Genomic DNA, 17350 nt, shown 5'->3' on the forward strand with positions numbered 1-17350 from the left:
CTCGTCGTCCTTGTGATTACAGACTTTCCAGTTGGGTCAGCTTGTCGCCCAGTGCGATGTCTTCATGTGCTAGCAATTCGGCGGCGGGGGGGCTATCCCAGAAGCTGTCCCCGCGTTGGATGGCTAAACGAAGCCATCGCTCTTGATCAGCCATTTGGTCATAGCCCTGGTCTCTTCCGGCCAGTAACTGGCGGTAAACGAACTCGATGCTGCCTTCTGCGGGTAAAACTTCGTGGTAGTCGGTAGCAAAGCGGGTCGCTATGACCTTCAACCGGTTCTGCTCAATCAACGCCTGACGCTCCGGGCTCAGGTACAACCAAGCGGGAGGCTGAGCCACATTCTTCTGGCTTTGGGGCGACTTGGCGTAATACCGCCAGCCGATCTCGTTTCTCCATGCGAGACCGCTGAATGGTCCGAGAAACTGGGCTTTTTCGGGTTCACTGAGCGAAAGCAGTAATGGCTCCATCCAGCGCGGATCAAAAAAACGCATCATTTGCAGCGGGTCTTCATCGGTTCTCACTGTCAGCAGGCTGCGCCAGTGTTCAATAGCCTGATCCAGCAAGGAGGGACTTTCTAACCAAGCAACACATCCAGCGTCGAACTGTTTCAGTAACTTACTGGCATAGGTCGCTGCTGATTGTTTTTCCGGGTACACGACCACATAGGGGCCCGCGGGCTGCAGGTCGGCATACGGTGTGTTAGTAAACAGTGGAATGCATTCGGGCCGGAAATATGCTTCATCTTGAAACAGGTGGTTCAATAGATCCGTATCAAAACTGCGATCCAGAATCAGGCACATAACACCGGATGCGGCAGACTGTTCGAAGGGTGACGCGATGGAGACAATCATGCTGACGCACCCGGTTGGTGAATAGGGCAGCAACCTGTCGCATCCAGATGACATGACGGGGTCGGTAGTAACACGCCAGCTTTTGACTGAACCTTGAAGGAGCCGAGGGAGGGTTTCACGACCTGCCCAGCTTTATCCGCATCCGCCTGCTTCAACGGCCCCGGCAACAACGGCGCCGCCCCCGTGCCGCTCCCCGGGCTACCACCGGAGTTCATATTGATCACCGGCCCACTCATGGTCACACCACCAGCATCAATCTTGATGAAGCTGCCGCCGCCGATCAGGGTCAGCTCGCTGCCGGCTTCCATCACCACTTTCATGCCGCTGCTGAGGTGGATTTCCTGGCCTGCGTCGATGAACTGGCCGGTGCCGATCTTGATGTGCTGATTGACGCCGACGGTCAGGTGGTCGTTGGCGCGGGCTTCGACTTTGCGGTCGGCGTAGACGGTGTGGTGTTCTTCGGCCTTGAATTCGCTGTAGCTGTTTTGCTCGACCGTGTCGTGGCGTTCGTTGCCGACGCGGATTTTCTGGTCGTGCTCGATGTTTTCGTCCCAGTCGCGCTGGGCGTGCAGGTAGATCTGTTCCTGACCTTTTTTGTCTTCGATGCGCAGTTCGTTGTAGCCGCCACCGCCCATCGAGCTGAGGGTCTTGAAGGTGCTGCGGGTCTTGTTCGCAGGCAGTGGATAGGGGACGGTGTTTTCCTTGTGGTACAGGCAGCCGCTGATCAGCGGTTGATCGGGGTCGCCTTCAAGGAAGGTCACCAGCACTTCCATGCCGATGCGTGGGATGGCGATGCCGCCGTACTGGGCGCCGGCCCAGGCGCTGGAGACGCGCAGCCAGCAGCTGGTTTTGTCGTCGGCTTCGCCTTCGCGGTCCCAGTGGAACTGGACTTTGACGCGGCCGTATTCGTCGCAGTGGATCTCTTCGCCTTTCGGGCCAGTGACCACGGCGCTCTGGCTGCCGAGGATGCGCGGTTTCGGGTGGCGCAGGGGCGGGCGGTTCGGCACGTCCCACGGGGTGGCCTGGAAGCGGTTGCGATAGCCCTGATGGAAATCGTCTTTGAGTGCAGTGGTGTCGCTGGTTACCGACTCTTCGAGGACTTGCGGCTGCTTGCCTTCGTGGAGGACTTCGGTCAGTAACCAGAGGTCATTCCATTTGGCTTTCGGGTGCGCGGTCAGGGCGAGGAAGTGGCCGCTGACCAGCAACGGTTGATCGCTCTTGCCTTCAGCCAGTTTGAAATCGCTGCGATGGCGTTCGAGGGCGCGTTTGGCCAGGTGTTTGCCGCGCTCGCGGTCGATGAAACGACCTGGGTAATCGTAGTCTTCGAGGTCGGGCAGGGCGTCGCCGCGGTTCTCGCTTTCGAGGGTGAGGCGCGGTTTTTCGAAATCGTAATCGCGGCGGGTGGTGCGGCTGGTGCGGGTTTCCAGGCGCAGGTCGAAGCGCTTGATCACCGGCTCGCTGGCGACCATGCCGGAGTCTTGTTGATAGGCCACAGGCTTGAGTTTCGGGAACACCGTCTGGTCATCGCCGAATACCAGTTTGTGCGCCGTCGCCGTGTGCTCGAAGTGGTAATGAATACCTTCTTCCTCGCACAGGCGCTGGATGAAATGCAGGTCAGATTCATCGTATTGCACGCAGTAGATGCGCTCGGGATAAATCGAACCGGTCTTGAATTCGTAGGCGTTGCTTTGGATGCCGTGCTCTTCGAGGACCATGCCGATGATTTTCGGCACGGTGAGGTTCTGGAAGATGCGCTGGTTGACGCGATGCGCCAGGTAGGACAATTGCGGACGCAGGGTTACCGAATAACGGGTCAGGCGTTTACCCGAATCGCCTTGCGCGGCGCGGTAGATCTGGCCGTGGATGCCGCTGCCGTCGGGCGACAGTTGCAGGAAGGCCGGTTTGTGCAGCAGGGTTTCGAGGTCCAGCGACGGCTGCTCACTGACCAGCTCCACCTCGAACACAAAAGGCTGGCTGATGGCTTCGCGGCCTTGCAGGGTGAATACCTGAAAGTCAGCGGAAAGACCTTCGATGGTCAGGGCAAAGTGAGTTTCATTGGCCGGCGCGAACATCCCTTGTTCCTCGTGCTGTACAGCGGCGTGAGTCGACGACCGCAAAACGGCTCAACTTACGCGAAATTCTGGAGGGCGAAAACAACATCGACCAGCAGAGCTGGCCGATGCTTGTAACGATCAGCCGTAATTAAACGACTGGAGCACGCCAGTCATCGGAACCCGAAGTACCGGATACTTCGTGGGTCCAGGTGATTTTACGGTAGGTGAACTGCACTTCTTCCAGGTGGGTGAAGTGCGAGTTGCCTGGATCCTGGCAGTTGTGCATTTTGTTGTTGATGGCGACGATGATCGCGTCTTCCAGTTTGGTGGTGTAGTAGTGCTCTTGGGTACCTTGAGCAGAAGTACGGAACCACTGGATAACGATTTCGCTCATGCGCTCGCCGGAGGTCAGAGCAGCTTGCAGCAGTGGCGAAGCCTTGTCGTAGACCTTGGTGATCACAACTGGCTTGTGAACGCGCTGACCGGTTGGCTGACCGGATTGTGGGTCACGCGGGATGATCACGTCGTGGCTGAAAGCCTGAACCATAACCTGGTCTTCGTGGCCTTCCTGGTAGGTGTTGCCTACGGAGTCAGCGGTGAAAGCGCCTGCAGTGATCAGGCCTTGTTTTTCGCCGGTAACCGACATGTACGCTGGTGTTGCCATGGGGTGCTCTCCTTGCGGAATAATTTAAGGTGCCCGGGAGGCGAAATCGCCCGGTGGGTGCCTGACTGTTATCAAGGAGCGTGCCAACAATTGTGCGGGCCATGCGGGCCGGGGTGTTTGTCTGATTTTTCAGGCGCTTGTGCGAAATAAAGCGCTCGCTCAAGGCAAAAGTGCGCAAGAAGTTGCGCAGTACTGCGCAACTTCTTGCGCACTTGGCTGCAGGCCTTGTACGACGTGGCTCTCAGCGGTTTTATCAGGCTTTTTTACAAAACAAGTGCGCAACTTCTTGCGCACAATGGCCACGCGCCATCATTTGGTCGAGGCGGCTGCTTCAAGATTTTCAGATCAAAAGATCGCAAGTTGTGTCAGACACTCATCAATCGAACGCTGCTGCGTCGCCGCATACAATCCCAACTCATCAATGGTCGCGCGCCCCAGCGCCTGCTCGAACGCCTGCCGATTGGAATGCTCGCCATAATGCGCCTGCGCGGCATCGCCTAGGTTCGACTGAAAAATCCCCGCCGCACTCACTGGCAGGAAATCTTCGTACACCAACGGCTGCGCTTTCACATAGCCATCGCGCAACAAGTCCTCCAGAGACGACTGCCCAAGCCCTCCAGCAGCCAGTCCTTTTTCCGTAGCGAAATAGCGAAAGTACGCCAGCTCTTGTTCACGCATACCCTCGACACTGTCAGGAAATTCGCCAAAGTGCTGAGCCATCAGCGCGTTGTAGCGTGCGGCGTTGGCTTCGTTGGGGAAGTCGCCGAGTTCATCGCGTGCGGCATTCAACAAGCGGTCGTACAGGGCCCGGCCTTTGGGCGTGAGTGCCGCGCCGCGCTGTTCGATCTCGCCGAAACGCGCGCTGTGGCTGCCACGGGTCTGGTTCTGATCGGTGAAGGCGATCGGCTCGTCCAGCGCCTTGAAACTGGTCTGGCGCAAGAGGATCGGGCACTGCCGGCGCGGCGGGCCTTCGATCACGGCTTTCGGGGTGATGCCATGGGCTGGCATCTGTTCCTGGACGCGGTCGATGTCCAGCGTGCGCGGCGTCAGATGATTGATGTGCGGGCCTTTGAACGCCACGACGTCGGCGATCAAGCGATGTTGCGCGCTCAACGTCTGATATTGCGCAGCAGTCACCGTAGCGCTGTGATGCCAGCGAAAAGTTTCCAGTGCCTGCAGGACGAATGCCTCGGCCTCGCTTTCATTCAAACCACCTGCGGTTTCAGCTTGCGCGATCAGGCGCAACGCCTCCGAGGTAAAGATCGAACGCTTGGCCAATACCGATTCTGCAAAGGCGCGCAGTTGCGCATCCTCAATCAACTCCAGGCGCAACAACGACGTGAACACGCGAAACGGGCTGACTTGCAGCGCCTCTTCATGCACCGCGCGAAACGCCGTGGAATGCACCGGCACGCCCGCCGGGGTCAGGTCGTAATAGCCCACCGGTTGCATGCCCATCACCGCAAACAGGCGGGCAAGGGTGGCCAACTCCGTGGCAGTGCCCACGCGGATCGCGCCGTGACGCTCCATGTCCAGCCGCCCGATTTCACCGGTGCTGTTGAGCTGCTCGGCGATATCCGGCTGACGGGCCAGCACCTCGCGGTTGGTCTGCTCCACCAGCTCCATCAGTGCACCGTACAGCGGCACTTCTTCGCGGTACATGTCGGACATCGCTTTGGAGAAGCGTTGGCGGATCAGGTCGGGGCTGACGAACGGCTGCACAGTCATGAAAAAAATTCCTGCCACGGTCACGGAGTGGATGAGGGAAAAGATCGCAGCCTTCTCGCACGCGGGCAAACGAAGAATCCTACGAACTTCATTCTGCCAACGACTGATCCACCAGTTCGATCCAGTGCATCACCCGCGTGCGCCCGGCGCTGGCCAGATGGCTCTGACAGCCGACGTTTGAGGTGACGATCAGCTCAGGCCGGCCGCTCTCCAGCGCGTTGAGGCGGTTGTCGCGCAGTTGCCGGGCCAGCACTGGTTGTGTCAGCGAATACGTACCTGCCGAGCCGCAGCACAAATGGCCGTCGGGCACGGCGGTAAGATTGAAACCCAGGCGTGTCAGCACGGCTTCCACCGCGCCGCCCAATTTCAACGCGTGCTGCAAAGTGCACGGGCAATGCACGGCAATCCGCCGCTCGCTCGCCGCGCAGACTTTTTCGAGCGGTTCCTGCGCGAGTATCTGCACCAGATCCAGCGTCCGCTCGCTGATTTCCCGGGCCTTGGCCGCATACAGCGGATCGTCTTCCAGAAAATGCCCGTAATCCTTGATGAATGCGCCGCAACCGCTGGCGGTCTGCACAATCGCTTCGGCGCCGTTTTGCAGGTGCGGCCACCAGGCATCGATGTTCTGCCGGGCGCGGTCGAGGCCTTTGGCTTGCGCGTCGAGGTGATAGTCCAGCGCGCCGCAACACCCGGCCTCGGCCACCGGGGTGACACTGATGCCCAAGCGATCCAGCACCCGCGCCGTGGCGTCATTGGTATTTGGCGATAACCCCGGCTGTACGCAGCCTTCAAGCAACAACACCTGCCGGGCATGGCGCGGGGCAGGGCGCAAACCGGAAAACGGCAGATGCTGCGGCAGTTTGCTTTCCAGCAAGCGCGGCAACAGCGGCCGAAACGTCGTGCCCACCCGCAGCAAGCCTTTGAACAACCCCGGATTCGGCGCCAATGCGCGCAACCCTTCGCGCAATAGGCGTTGCGCGGCCGGACGTGGCACCGCGTGATCGACCACCGCGCGGCCGATGTCGAGCAGGTTGTGATAGTCGACGCCGGACGGGCAGGTGGTTTCGCAGTTGCGGCACGACAGGCAGCGGTCCAGATGCAGTTGTGTCTGCGCCGTCGCGGGTGCGCCTTCGAGCACTTGCTTGATCAGGTAGATGCGCCCGCGCGGGCCATCGAGTTCATCACCGAGCAACTGATAGGTCGGGCAGGTCGCGTTGCAAAAGCCGCAATGCACGCAGGTGCGCAGAATCTTTTCTGCCTCGGCGGCGCGGGGCAACTGGCGCGATTGTTCGCTGAGGGTGGTTTGCATGGCTAGAACTCCGCGTACATGCGCCCGGGGTTGAACAGCCCTTGCGGGTCGAGTTGCGCCTTGAGTTGTCGGTGATAGCGCAGCAGTGTCCAGGCCAGCGGCTGGAACGGCGAAGAGCTGGCGCCGTGGGTGAAGCAGGTGGCATGGCCGCCGAGTTCCTGAGCAAGAATATGTAAGTGCTCGACGTCGGATTTTAGCCAGCGTTGCGCGCCGGCCCAGTCGATCAGTTGCTCGCCGGGCAGATCCAGCGGCCCGAGATTGTTCGGCAACGACAAGCGCCACAGCGGCAAACCTTCGTTGAAAAACGCAAGACGCTGCTCATTCAGATCCCGCCAGAACCCTGAATCCAACGGCTCACCCCCGAGGCGTTGATGCGCCGCCGTCACCGAACCTTCGCCGCCCTCAAGCCGCAAATACAGGCTCTGGCCATCGTGGCACGCGGCGCTGATCGGCAACGGTTGCTGACCCCATTCGGCAAGCTTCGCCAGCGCCCGCGCGCATTCCATGTCGAGGCGAATGCTCAGGCACTGGCGCGGTTTCGGCAGGACTTTCAGCGACACTTCGGTGAGCACGCCGAGGCAGCCGTAACTGCCGGCCATCAACCGCGACAGGTCATAACCGGCGACGTTCTTCATCACTTCGCCGCCGAAACGCAGGTGCTGACCGAGGCCGGTGATGACTCGGGTGCCGAGGACGAAGTCGCGCACTGAGCCAGACCACGGCCGTCGTGGCCCGGACAACCCCGTGGCGATCATGCCGCCGACGGTGGCGCCTTCACCGAATGCCGGCGGCTCGCACGGCAACATTTGTCCAACAGCGTCCAGCGCCGCGAGGAGTTCGGACAACGGCGTGCCGGCGCGCGCGGTGATCACCAGTTCGGTCGGTTCATAACGGACGATGCCGCAGTGGGCGCGGGTATCGAGCACTTCACCGGCTACTTCGCGGCCGAGAAAGGCTTTGCTGTTGCCGCCCTGAATCTTCAACGGAGTGGCGTTGGCCCGCGCTTCGTTGACCTGATCAAGCAAGGCGCCGGCGGCATCGACGTCAGCCATCAGAAACGCTCCAGTTCGGGGAACGGCAATTGCCCGGCGTGAATGTGCATGGCACCGAATTCGGCGCAGCGGTGCAGGGTCGGAATGTTCTTGCCGGGATTGAGTAGGCCTTGTGGGTCGAACGCGGCTTTTACTGCGTGAAACAGACTCAGTTCGTCGTTGTTGAACTGCGCGCACATCTGGTTGATTTTCTCGCGGCCGACGCCGTGTTCGCCAGTGATGCTGCCGCCGACCTGCACGCACAGTTCGAGGATCTTGCCGCCCAAGGCTTCGGCGCGGTGCAGTTCGCCGGGTTGATTGGCGTCGAACAGGATCAGCGGGTGCATATTGCCGTCGCCGGCATGGAATACGTTGGCCACGCGCAATCCGTATTCTTCGCTGAGGCGGGCGATGCCTTGCAAAACCCCGGGCAATTCGCGGCGCGGGATGGTGCCGTCCATGCAGTAATAGTCCGGTGACAAACGACCGATGGCCGGAAAGGCATTTTTGCGCCCGGCCCAGAAACGCACGCGCTCGGCTTCGTCGCGGGCCTGACGCACTTCGGTGGCGCCGGCCGCGGTCATGACCTCGCGCACCCGTTGGCAATCATCGTGGACATCGGCTTCGACACCATCGAGTTCGCACAGCAGAATCGCCTCGGCGTCGACCGGGTAACCGGCGTGGATGAAATCTTCGGCGGCGCGAATGGCGAGGTTGTCCATCATCTCCAGACCGCCGGGAATAATCCCCGCCGCGATGATTTCGGCGACGGCGCGGCCGGCCTTTTCCACTGAATCGAAACTGGCCAGCAGGACTTTCGCGACCTGCGGTTTGGGCAGCAGTTTGACCGTGACTTCGGTGATGATCCCCAGCAAACCTTCGGAGCCGGTGAACAGCGCGAGCAAATCGAAACCCGCTGAATCGAGGGCGTCCGAACCGAGGGTCAGGCGTTCGCCTTCGATGGTCAGCACTTCGATTTTCAGCAGGTTGTGCACGGTCAAACCGTACTTGAGGCAATGCACACCGCCGGCATTTTCGGCGACGTTGCCGCCGATCGAACAGGCGATCTGCGAGGATGGATCCGGCGCGTAATACAGGCCGAAGGGCGCCGCTGCCTGGGAGATCGCCAGATTGCGCACCCCCGGCTGAACCCGCGCGGTGCGCGCGGCCGGGTCGATGTGCAGGATGTTGTTGAAGCGCGCCATCACCAGCAGCAAGCCTTGCTCCAGCGGCAAGGCGCCGCCGGACAACCCGGTGCCGGCACCACGGGCAACCACCGGGACGTTTTTTTCATGGCAGAGTTTGAGCAGGATTTGCACTTGCTCAAGTCGTCGGGGCAGGGCGACCAGCATCGGCGTGGTGCGGTAGGCGGAGAGACCGTCGCATTCGTAGGGTTTGAGTTCTTCCTCGCGCCACAGAATATCCAGATCAGGCAGCGCTTGCTGCAATGCCTTGAGGAATTCGGCCTTGTTCACCTGCGGCAACGGACCGTCGAGGCGCTCGTCATAAAGAATGTTCATCTCGACCTACCGATTTCTCGCGTGATCGTTCCCACGCTCTGCGTGGGAACGCCTCTAGGGACGCTCCGCGTCCAGTGACGCGGAGCGTCACGGGCTGCATTCCCACGCAGAGCGTGGGAACGATCAGGGGCAGGGGCAGAGTGCATTGTCATCTTTGGCTCCCCAAAAACTCGCGATACAGGCGCGCAGTATTCCCCGGCTGTTCAACCATCGGCATGTGCCCGACGTGATCCCAGACATCCACACGCAAATTGGCGATGCCCTTGCTCCACACCGGCACGCTGCTGACGTCGATCAGCCGATCCTTGCGCCCCCAGAGCAACAGCGCCGGGCACTTGATGTCGGCCAGTTTCGGCTCCATCGGCGGGCTGGCGCGAAAATCGCGGAAGATCTCTTCCAGTTCATCGCGTTGTTGTTCGTAGCGCTGGGCGATGGCGTCCAGCACCAATTTGGGTACCCATGGCGGCGTGGCCATGGTCATCGCGTAGAACTGCTGGAACTCTTCCCGCGAATTGATCAGAAACGGGTTATGCCCGCGCGCTAGATGCCGCTCCATGTCGCTGGCCTCGGGTGCGGTGACGCCCGCCGGGTCGATCAGTGCCACCGAAGCGATGCGATCCGGATAAGTCGCCGCCAGCCACGCGGCGATGTAGCCGCCCATCGAGTTGCCGATCACATGGACTTTCTCCACGCCGCAAACGTCGAGCAACTGGATCATGCGTTTGGCCTGCAACGGAATGTCGTAGCCGCCGCCCGCCTTGAAGCCGGTTTCACCATGGCCGGCGAGGTCCGGGATGATTACCCGATACTGGCGCACAAAGTGCCGGGAAAAGCGCAGCCACAGGTTCTTGTCGCCGCTGTAACCATGCAGCATCAGAATCGCGCTGGCCGCTTCATACGGCCCGCCCTGCCAAGTCGAGACGGTCATCTCGGCGATCGGCACTTCGATCTTGTGCAATTTGTACAACTTGGCCTCGATGGCCATGTTCAGGTCGTACAGCCAATGACCGACCGCCGGATAACTCAACCAGCTCCAGGCCACGAAAACCGCGAGGGCGACAAACAGCAAAAGCATCGACGTCTTCCTTTTACGTGTTCAGGACAGAATGTGGTCGGCCGGTTTCAGCGCTCGGGTCAAGCGGTGGTAGCTGAAACTGAAGCCGGGAAACATCGCGATCACATGACCGCTCTTGCTTTGATACCAACTGTGGCAGCCGCCGGACTTCCAGACCGTGCGCTCCATCTCCCGATGAATCATCTCAGTGTAGGTACGTTCCGCTTCACGGCGCACTTCGATGCTGCGCAGACCCTTCGCCTGCACGGTACGAATGCAGTCAAGGATGTAGTTCATCTGCGATTCGATGATGAACAGCGCCGAGGTGTGCCCAATGCCGGTGTTCGGGCCGGTGACGATAAACAGGTTGGGAAAGTCCGGCAGACTGGTGCCCAGATAGGCGCGCGGGTATTGCGCCCAGACCTCTCTGAGTTGCACGGCGTTTTTTCCGCTGACCGGGTAGGAAATCACCCCGTCGGTGGCGTCGTAACCGGTCGACCAGACGATCAGATCAACATCGATGTGCTGACCGTCCTCGGTGTTGATCCCGGTTTCGTCGATGGACGCAATGCCTTGCTCGCGGGTATGCAAGGTGACGTTGGCGCGACTCAGCGCCGGGTAATAGGTGCTGGACACCAGCACCCGTTTGCAGCCGATGGTGAAGTCCGGGGTGAGTTTTTCTTGCAGCGCCGGGTCTGGCACCTGGCGTTTGAGGAAGCGCAGGGCGTGCTGCTGGACCATGTGAATCGCCGCTTTCGAGTATTTGAACGCGATGACGCGGGTTTCGAATTGCCAGTAAATCAGCCAGCGCAATAATTTGTAGGCGGGTTTCAGACCGAGCAGCCAGCGTTGCAGCGGTCCGAACTGACGATCGGCGCGGGGCAGCACCCAGTGTGGCGTGCGCTGAAACACGTGCAGGTGATCGACTTGCGGCGCAATCGCCGGAATCACCTGCACCGCACTGGCACCGCTGCCGACGATGGCCACGCGTTTAGCGCGGTAGTCGTAGCTGTGATCCCAGTTGTTCGTATGAAACGTCTTGCCTTGAAAGCGATCCTGGCCGGGAAAGTGTGGGATGACCGGTTGGCTCAATGGTCCGGTGGCATTGATCAGGAACTGCGCATAAAAGGTGCCTTTGCTTCCGGTGTGTACGGCCCAACGTTTTTCCGTGTCGTCCCATTCGACGCGCGCGACATTGGCCTCCAGCTCCACGCGCTCACGCAAACCGAACTGCTCGATGACATGCTCGGTGTAGCGCTGCAGTTCGGCCTGTCCGGCGAACATCTGCGACCAGCGGTACGGCGCGAACGACAGCGAATACAGCGGCGACGGCACGTCCACCGCCGCGCCGGGGTAGGTGTTCTGGCACCAGGTGCCGCCAAAGAAGTCCCGTCGCTCCAGCAGGCGAAAATCGTCGATCCCGGCCTTGAGCAGGTTGACCGCAGCACATTGACCGCCAAAACCGCTGCCGATGATCAACACGTGATAGGTGTGCATGGGTCTCCTTCTTATAGTTTTTTTTCCATTTTGCTCCTTTCATGTATAGCCAAATATTTGCCCTGTGTGCGGTCCTGATGTCGCGCTATTCAGCCCGCTGGCCGGTGATGGCTATTTAACGTCGCCCTGTTAGACTTCCAGCACATCCGTCCTGCGGTGTGCGTGATCGAGGTCCTTATGGGAAATACCGGAGGAAAGGGACTTTCATTGGCCAGGAGGCTTTATACGTCGCGCATCCTCGGGTTGATTCTGGGGCTCGTGTGCGTGAGCGTGTCGATGTACTCGCTCGATCCGCCGCTGTGGGTCTGGGCACTGATGTTCTTCAATGGCCTGATCTGGCCGCATCTGGCGTTTCAATGGGCGCGCCGCGCCCGGGTTCCTTACCACGCTGAACACCGCAATCTGTTGATTGACGCTTTTTTCGGCGGCTTTTGGCTTGCCGCCATGCATTTCAATCCGCTGCCCACTGCCACGACCATTTCGATGATGGCAATGAACAACGTCGCAATCGGTGGTTCACGTTTTCTATTGGCAGGCTCTGCGGCGCAGTTGCTCGGGGTCGGCGTCGGGCTGGTGGTGTTTGCTCCGGCATTCATTCCGCAAACTACGCCTGCACAAATGTACGCCTGTTTCCCGTTACTGCTGCTGTACCCCTTGGCGCTGGGCTGGATCTGCTTTCGTCAGGCCTACACGCTTGGCTTGCATAAACGCGAATTGCTCGCCTTGAGCCGCACCGACAGCCTGACCGGGCTGCTCAATCATGGCGCCTGGAAGGATCAACTGGAGATCGCTTTTCAGCGCTGCAAGCGGCAGAAGCAGGGCGCTGCAATTGCGTTGATCGACATCGATCACTTCAAGGCGATCAACGACACTTACGGCCATGTCGCGGGCGACATCGTGTTGCGCCAACTGAGCAAGTTGCTTAAACAAAACCTGCGGGCGACGGACGTTGCCGGGCGTTATGGCGGTGATGAGTTCTGCGTGATTTTGCCGGATCTGCCGCTGTTCAACGCCGCGCAAGCCATGGAGGCGTTGCGTGAGCGTTTTGCGATTCTGGGGTATGAGCAGAATCCGGCATTGAAGGTCAGTTTGAGCATCGGCCTGGCGGCGTACGATCCGGCGCACACCGACGCAACACGCTGGCTCAATGATGCCGATCAGGCGTTGTACGAGGCCAAGGCCAGCGGGCGTAACCGGGTGATCTGCAATTGCGATGACAAGTCCCGGCAGACGTTGCTGGATTCGGTTTGACCGCTACACCGTAGATCCCCTGTGGGAGCGAGCTTGCTCGCGAAGGCGTCCTGCCAGGCTGTATCAATGTTGACTGATCCACCGCTTTCGCGAGCAAGCTCGCTCCCACAGGGGGTTGTGTGTTGTCGGTTAGATCAGTGTCGCATTCGGTGTAGAGCCTCGCGCCGATGTCGGGTACGGTTAAATCCCCCCCGACGCGAAACAAGGATCGCTTCATGACGTGCTCATTTTCTCGCTCCCTGCTGGCCGCTAGCCTCGGCCTGTCTCTCGCCTTCTCGGCTGCCTACGCCTTTGCCGAACCGCACAAACAAGTGCTCGCTGATGCCGAGCAATACCAGCCAGAAGCGCTGAAATTGCTGGAACGGCTGGTCAATATCGACTCCGGTTCCGGTTACGAGCCAGGCCTCAAGCAAGTCAGCGACATCGCCATCGATGAGTTGAAAAAACTCGGCGCGACCATCGAACTGGTGCCGAACACGCCGGAAAAATCCAACCATGTACTGGCGACGCTGAAAGGCACCGGCAAGGCGAAAATCCTCCTGATGGCGCACATGGACACGGTGTTCAAGGAAGGTTCGGCGGCCGAGCGGCCGTTCCACATCAAGGACGGCCGCGCTTACGGGCCAGGGGTGATGGATGACAAGGGCGGCATCGTCGCCGGGATCTATGCACTGAAAGTCCTGAAAAACCTCGACTTCAAGGACTATGCGCAAATCACCTTCCTGCTTGATGCCAGCGAGGAAACCGGCTCGGACGTCGCCACCGATCTGATCAAGAAAACCGCCAAACAGCACGACGTGACCCTCAACCTTGAGCCGGGCCGCCCGGCCGATGGCCTGGTGGTGTGGCGCAAGGGCAGTGCGACGGCGCTGGTCGAGGTCAAGGGTAGAGCCGCACACGCCGGCGTCGCCCCGGAACTGGGGCGCAACGCCGCGATGGAAGCGGCGCACCAGATTCTGCAGTTGGGCAAACTCGGCGATGAGGCGAAGAAGACCACCATCAACTTCACCGTGCTCAAGGCCGGCGACCGCACCAACGTGATTCCCGATCAAGCCACCGCCAAGGCCGACGTGCGCGCGGCGGTGCCGGAGGAGTTTGACCGGATCGAAAAGGATCTGGCGCGGGTGTCGCAGGACAAGTTGATTGCTGAGACGGAAGTGAAGACTTCATTGCAACGCGGCTTGCCCCCGATGCCGCAAACGCCTGAGTCGGATCGCCTGATGGCGATGGCTCAAGGGATTTATGGCGAGATTGGTCGCAAGTTGACCGAGGAGGGCAGTGGCGGCGCGGCGGATGCGAGTTTGTCTGCCGGGGTTGGCACGCCGACGCTGGATGGTTTCGGGATTGTCGGCGGCAATATCCACACGCCGGAGGAATACGCCGAAGTAGCGAGCGTGGCGCCGCGGATTTATCTGTTGTCGCGGATGATTATGGAGTTGGCCAAACCGCGGTGAGTGGGTTTGTGGTGTGACTGATGCGGGTGGGGTGTCAGGTGCATTTGCCCTGACCCTAACCCTCTCCCAGAGGGAGAGGGGACTGACCACGTTGTTTGTGATTAACACGGCGACCTGAAAGATTAACTTTGAATTCAAAATCGGATTCAGCGCGGTGTCACAAGTCGACGAAGCTCCCGAGCATCCCCCAATCGGTTCCCTCTCCCTCTGGGAGAGGGCTAGGGTGAGGGGCTTTTGTGGGAAAAATGGAAGTCGCGAACGGCGTACAAAAAATACCGAAAAGTCAGACAGAAGCGCTCATTGCGGCCGTTGAGCGCGGCTCTTATAGTCTCGGCTCGCAGAAAAATCTGCGACGATCTTGGCCGGTCGAATACAGCACCTGACCCCTATTTGGAGTGAACTCTATGACCGACCAAGTAATGCCCCGCTTCCTCCCCATCGACACCTACGACGCCGAATCCCCGGTGCTCTTCCTTAACACCCACTCAGAACTCAGCGACATGGCCGCCTGTGCGATGCACCGGTTTGTGGTTGTGCGCGATCTGGCCGACACCTTTGCCAGCCTCAACCTCGAGGGCATTTCCGATTGTGATTTGACACGGGTGACCAGCGCGGTTCATCTGTTGATGCGCGAGGGCTGTGCGATTCTGAATGTGATTCAGGCGCGGGCGGTGCAGCGGGAAGAGGCTTACAAGACGCCGGTTTAGCGGTGTAGCGGCGGACGCCTTCGCGAGCAGGCTCGCTCCCACATTTGATCGGTGTCGAACACGAATGTTGTGTTTAACCAAGATCCACTGTGGGAGCGAGCCTGCTCGCGAAAGGGCCGGTGAAGCGTGCGCATCACTCCTTGACGCTCATGTATTCCTTGGCCCAGAGAATGTATTCCTCCGGCTGTGTATAGGTGTGCGTCAACTCGGTCGCGCTCAGGTCGGAGGCCTGGGTGAAGATCTGCCGCTGTTCACGCAAGCTGTCATACGTCGCTTTGATCGCCGCAAAGTAAGCACCATGGCCATCAATGGTCACGCGTACACCGAGTTCGGCCAGACGTTTGTCGTCGCGCAGCGCCGGGTTGCCGTAGGTCACCAGCATCAGCGGTACGGTCAGGTGTTCGGCGATTTGCTCAAGCTGATCGAAATCCTGAATCCCGACCATGCAGATGCCGTCAGCCCCGGCCGCCTGGTACTGGCGAGTGCGGCTGATGATTTCCTGGTTCGGCAAAATGCCGGCATTGGTACGGGCGATGATCGCCATTTCCGTATCAACCCGGGCTTCCAGCGCCGCGCGGATCTTGCCGACGCCTTCGGCAACGGTGATCAGGTCGGTGGATTTGCGCCCGAATTGCGCCGGCAGCAAGGTGTCTTCGATGGTCAGGGCGGCGACGCCGGCGCGCTCCAGCTCGACGATGGTACGCATCACGTTGAGGGCGTTGCCGTAGCCGTGGTCGGCGTCGGCGATCACCGGCAATTGGGCGACGCGGCCGATGCGGGTGGCCTGTTCGGCGAACTCGCTGAGGGTGATCAAGGCAAAGTCCGGGGCACCGAGCACCTGCAACGAGGCCACGGAACCGCCGAGAATCCCCACTTCAAAACCGAGGTCAGCGGCAATCCGTGCGGACATCGGATCGAACACCGAAGCCGTGTGATAGCAGGTGTCGGAAGCCAGCAGTTGACGGAAGTTACGGCGCAAATCTTGATGGGAAAGCCTGGTCATACGAGTTCCACCAATACAAAGGAATGGAAGGGCTTGAACAAAGGTGTCAACGCCGAAGAATGAAAAGGCTATCACGCGAATGGGTCAAGGATCATGACGAATTTGCAAGGGACAGGTTGTCGCGGACTCTTTTGCTGAAAGGATTTACCTTTTTGGGGTGGTGACCGTCAGGCCGCCACCGCCTGTTGCTGTTGATTGGGCAGCATCACCGCGCGTACCGAATTGCCCGGTTGCAGTTGCAGGCGCTTGGCGGTGAGGCGGTCGATCACCAGGCTGCTGCCGACCCGGCGGGCGCGAGCGACGGTGATGCGGCAGTTCTCCAGACGGCGGTTGTGAATCAGCCACAGCGGCGCCTGTTCGTCGGGGCTGCCGAGGCTCAGAGCCAGCTCGACGCTCTCGCGCACGGTGCGGATATTGCGCACGGGCGCTTCGATCACCGGGCCGCCGTCGAAGATGTCGATGTAGCCTTTGTGGGTAAACCCTTCGGCCTGGAGGATCTTCAGCGCCGGCTCGGTATTCGGGTGCGCCTGGCCGATTGCCGCCTGGGCCTGTTCAGTGAGCAGGCAGGTGTACAGCGGCTGGCGCGGCATCAGTTCGGCGATGAACGATTTGTTGCCCAGCCCGGACAAGTGGTCGGCATGGCTGAAGTCCATCTGAAAGAAATGCCGGCCCAAGCTGTCCCAGAACGGCGAACACCCGTGTTCATCGGCACTGCCGCGCAGTTCGGCAATCATCTTCTCGCCGAACAGGTGCGGGAACTCGGCAACGAACAGCAATCGCCCCAGCGACAACAAGCGGCCATTGCTGCCGTGGCGCTGGTCGTGGCCGAGAAACAGCGAGCACAGCTCCGATTGGCCGGTGAGTTCGTTGTTGAGAAACAGTGTCGGGATCTGCCGTTGAATGCCCAGATCCGGCGCCGAACTCACCGTCAACCCGACCCGATAGTTGTACCACGGCTCACGCAGGCCGACCGCCCCGGCCAGAGCGCTGACGCCGACCACGCGCATGTCGTCGTCTTCGAGCACAAACAGATAGTCTGCGTCGGCTCGTTCCACTTGTTCGGCGAACGCCCGTTGCGCCCAACGGACCCGGTGGGACAGGCGATCTTCGTTGGCCGGCAGGGTGGTGAACCCCGGGCCGGCCTGTTGTACCAGCGCGAGCAAGGCAGGCAGGTCGCTGACTTTGACCGGACGGACAATCATGCTGTAACTCCTTCTGCGCGCCTGTT

14 protein-coding genes are annotated in these 17350 nt (G+C 60.2%); 3 read left to right on the forward strand and 11 right to left on the reverse strand.

Annotated elements, in window-relative coordinates; all coding sequences use genetic code 11:
* Window positions 1-16: 16 nt before the first annotated feature.
* From AB4O11_RS19405 to AB4O11_RS19445, 9 genes are all read right to left on the reverse strand, one after another.
* Window positions 17-850, reverse strand: a complete 834-nt coding sequence (locus AB4O11_RS19405) for a DUF4123 domain-containing protein (protein WP_158561672.1) — start codon at window positions 848-850, stop codon at window positions 17-19.
* Complete coding sequence (locus AB4O11_RS19410; protein WP_460127934.1) at window positions 847-2922, reverse strand: type VI secretion system Vgr family protein; 2076 nt, start codon at window positions 2920-2922, stop codon at window positions 847-849. Before AB4O11_RS19410 ends, AB4O11_RS19405 begins: the two co-directional genes overlap by 4 nt.
* A gap of 130 nt (window positions 2923-3052) precedes the next feature.
* Window positions 3053-3568: an Hcp family type VI secretion system effector gene (locus tag AB4O11_RS19415; RefSeq protein ID WP_007919523.1), complete on the reverse strand. Its 516-nt coding sequence runs from the start codon at window positions 3566-3568 to the stop codon at window positions 3053-3055.
* Window positions 3569-3913: 345 nt separating this feature from the next.
* A complete protein-coding gene (gene hglS, locus AB4O11_RS19420; RefSeq protein ID WP_460127936.1) occupies window positions 3914-5296 on the reverse strand; it encodes a 2-oxoadipate dioxygenase/decarboxylase HglS in 1383 nt (460 codons plus the stop codon).
* Window positions 5297-5384: 88 nt separating this feature from the next.
* A complete protein-coding gene (gene glcF / locus AB4O11_RS19425) occupies window positions 5385-6605 on the reverse strand; it encodes a glycolate oxidase subunit GlcF (protein ID WP_460127938.1) in 1221 nt (406 codons plus the stop codon).
* 2 nt (window positions 6606-6607) lie between these two features.
* Window positions 6608-7657, reverse strand: a complete 1050-nt coding sequence (gene glcE / locus AB4O11_RS19430; RefSeq protein ID WP_460127940.1) for a glycolate oxidase subunit GlcE — start codon at window positions 7655-7657, stop codon at window positions 6608-6610.
* The gene (gene glcD / locus AB4O11_RS19435) at window positions 7657-9156 is read right to left on the reverse strand and encodes a glycolate oxidase subunit GlcD (protein WP_460090453.1); all 1500 of its coding nucleotides are present in this window, start codon (window positions 9154-9156) and stop codon (window positions 7657-7659) included. The genes glcE and glcD overlap by 1 nt, the downstream gene beginning before the upstream one ends.
* A 148-nt stretch (window positions 9157-9304) precedes the next feature.
* Window positions 9305-10231, reverse strand: coding sequence for an alpha/beta fold hydrolase (locus AB4O11_RS19440; protein WP_460127942.1), 927 nt, complete (start codon window positions 10229-10231; stop codon window positions 9305-9307).
* Window positions 10232-10252: 21 nt separating this feature from the next.
* On the reverse strand, window positions 10253-11707 hold the full coding sequence (locus AB4O11_RS19445; protein ID WP_460127944.1) for a flavin-containing monooxygenase: 1455 nt from the start codon (window positions 11705-11707) through the stop codon (window positions 10253-10255).
* A 177-nt stretch (window positions 11708-11884) separates the two neighbouring features.
* Between AB4O11_RS19445 and AB4O11_RS19450 the strand changes: the two genes are divergently transcribed.
* The 3 genes from AB4O11_RS19450 to AB4O11_RS19460 all read left to right on the forward strand — a co-directional run bounded on the left by AB4O11_RS19450 (window position 11885) and on the right by AB4O11_RS19460 (window position 15119).
* Entirely contained in the window at window positions 11885-12958 is a 1074-nt protein-coding gene (locus AB4O11_RS19450) for a diguanylate cyclase (RefSeq protein ID WP_194934642.1), read from the forward strand.
* A gap of 215 nt (window positions 12959-13173) precedes the next feature.
* Complete coding sequence (locus AB4O11_RS19455) at window positions 13174-14412, forward strand: M20/M25/M40 family metallo-hydrolase (protein WP_460127946.1); 1239 nt, start codon at window positions 13174-13176, stop codon at window positions 14410-14412.
* 404 nt (window positions 14413-14816) lie between these two features.
* The gene (locus tag AB4O11_RS19460; protein ID WP_460127948.1) at window positions 14817-15119 is read left to right on the forward strand and encodes a hypothetical protein; all 303 of its coding nucleotides are present in this window, start codon (window positions 14817-14819) and stop codon (window positions 15117-15119) included.
* 133 nt (window positions 15120-15252) lie between these two features.
* Here the strand turns inward: AB4O11_RS19460 and AB4O11_RS19465 are convergent, their stop codons facing one another.
* Both AB4O11_RS19465 and astA read right to left on the reverse strand, forming a co-directional pair.
* Window positions 15253-16122: an isocitrate lyase/PEP mutase family protein gene (locus tag AB4O11_RS19465; RefSeq protein WP_007919546.1), complete on the reverse strand. Its 870-nt coding sequence runs from the start codon at window positions 16120-16122 to the stop codon at window positions 15253-15255.
* 167 nt (window positions 16123-16289) lie between these two features.
* Entirely contained in the window at window positions 16290-17324 is a 1035-nt protein-coding gene (astA, locus tag AB4O11_RS19470; protein WP_093439043.1) for an arginine N-succinyltransferase, read from the reverse strand.
* Between the last annotated feature and the right edge of the window lie 26 nt (window positions 17325-17350).

The sequence above is a fragment of the Pseudomonas sp. H1_D05 genome (assembly GCF_054682705.1).

Coding starts and splice junctions, on each gene's coding strand:
- AB4O11_RS19405 (WP_158561672.1), bottom strand. CDS start 850: ATGATTGTCTCCATCGCGTCACCCTTCGAACAGTCTGCCGCATCCGGT.
- AB4O11_RS19410 (WP_460127934.1), bottom strand. CDS start 2,922: ATGTTCGCGCCGGCCAATGAAACTCACTTTGCCCTGACCATCGAAGGT.
- AB4O11_RS19415 (WP_007919523.1), bottom strand. CDS start 3,568: ATGGCAACACCAGCGTACATGTCGGTTACCGGCGAAAAACAAGGCCTG.
- hglS (WP_460127936.1), bottom strand. CDS start 5,296: ATGACTGTGCAGCCGTTCGTCAGCCCCGACCTGATCCGCCAACGCTTC.
- glcF (WP_460127938.1), bottom strand. CDS start 6,605: ATGCAAACCACCCTCAGCGAACAATCGCGCCAGTTGCCCCGCGCCGCC.
- glcE (WP_460127940.1), bottom strand. CDS start 7,657: ATGGCTGACGTCGATGCCGCCGGCGCCTTGCTTGATCAGGTCAACGAA.
- glcD (WP_460090453.1), bottom strand. CDS start 9,156: ATGAACATTCTTTATGACGAGCGCCTCGACGGTCCGTTGCCGCAGGTG.
- AB4O11_RS19440 (WP_460127942.1), bottom strand. CDS start 10,231: ATGCTTTTGCTGTTTGTCGCCCTCGCGGTTTTCGTGGCCTGGAGCTGG.
- AB4O11_RS19445 (WP_460127944.1), bottom strand. CDS start 11,707: ATGCACACCTATCACGTGTTGATCATCGGCAGCGGTTTTGGCGGTCAA.
- AB4O11_RS19450 (WP_194934642.1), top strand. CDS start 11,885: ATGGGAAATACCGGAGGAAAGGGACTTTCATTGGCCAGGAGGCTTTAT.
- AB4O11_RS19455 (WP_460127946.1), top strand. CDS start 13,174: ATGACGTGCTCATTTTCTCGCTCCCTGCTGGCCGCTAGCCTCGGCCTG.
- AB4O11_RS19460 (WP_460127948.1), top strand. CDS start 14,817: ATGACCGACCAAGTAATGCCCCGCTTCCTCCCCATCGACACCTACGAC.
- AB4O11_RS19465 (WP_007919546.1), bottom strand. CDS start 16,122: ATGACCAGGCTTTCCCATCAAGATTTGCGCCGTAACTTCCGTCAACTG.
- astA (WP_093439043.1), bottom strand. CDS start 17,324: ATGATTGTCCGTCCGGTCAAAGTCAGCGACCTGCCTGCCTTGCTCGCG.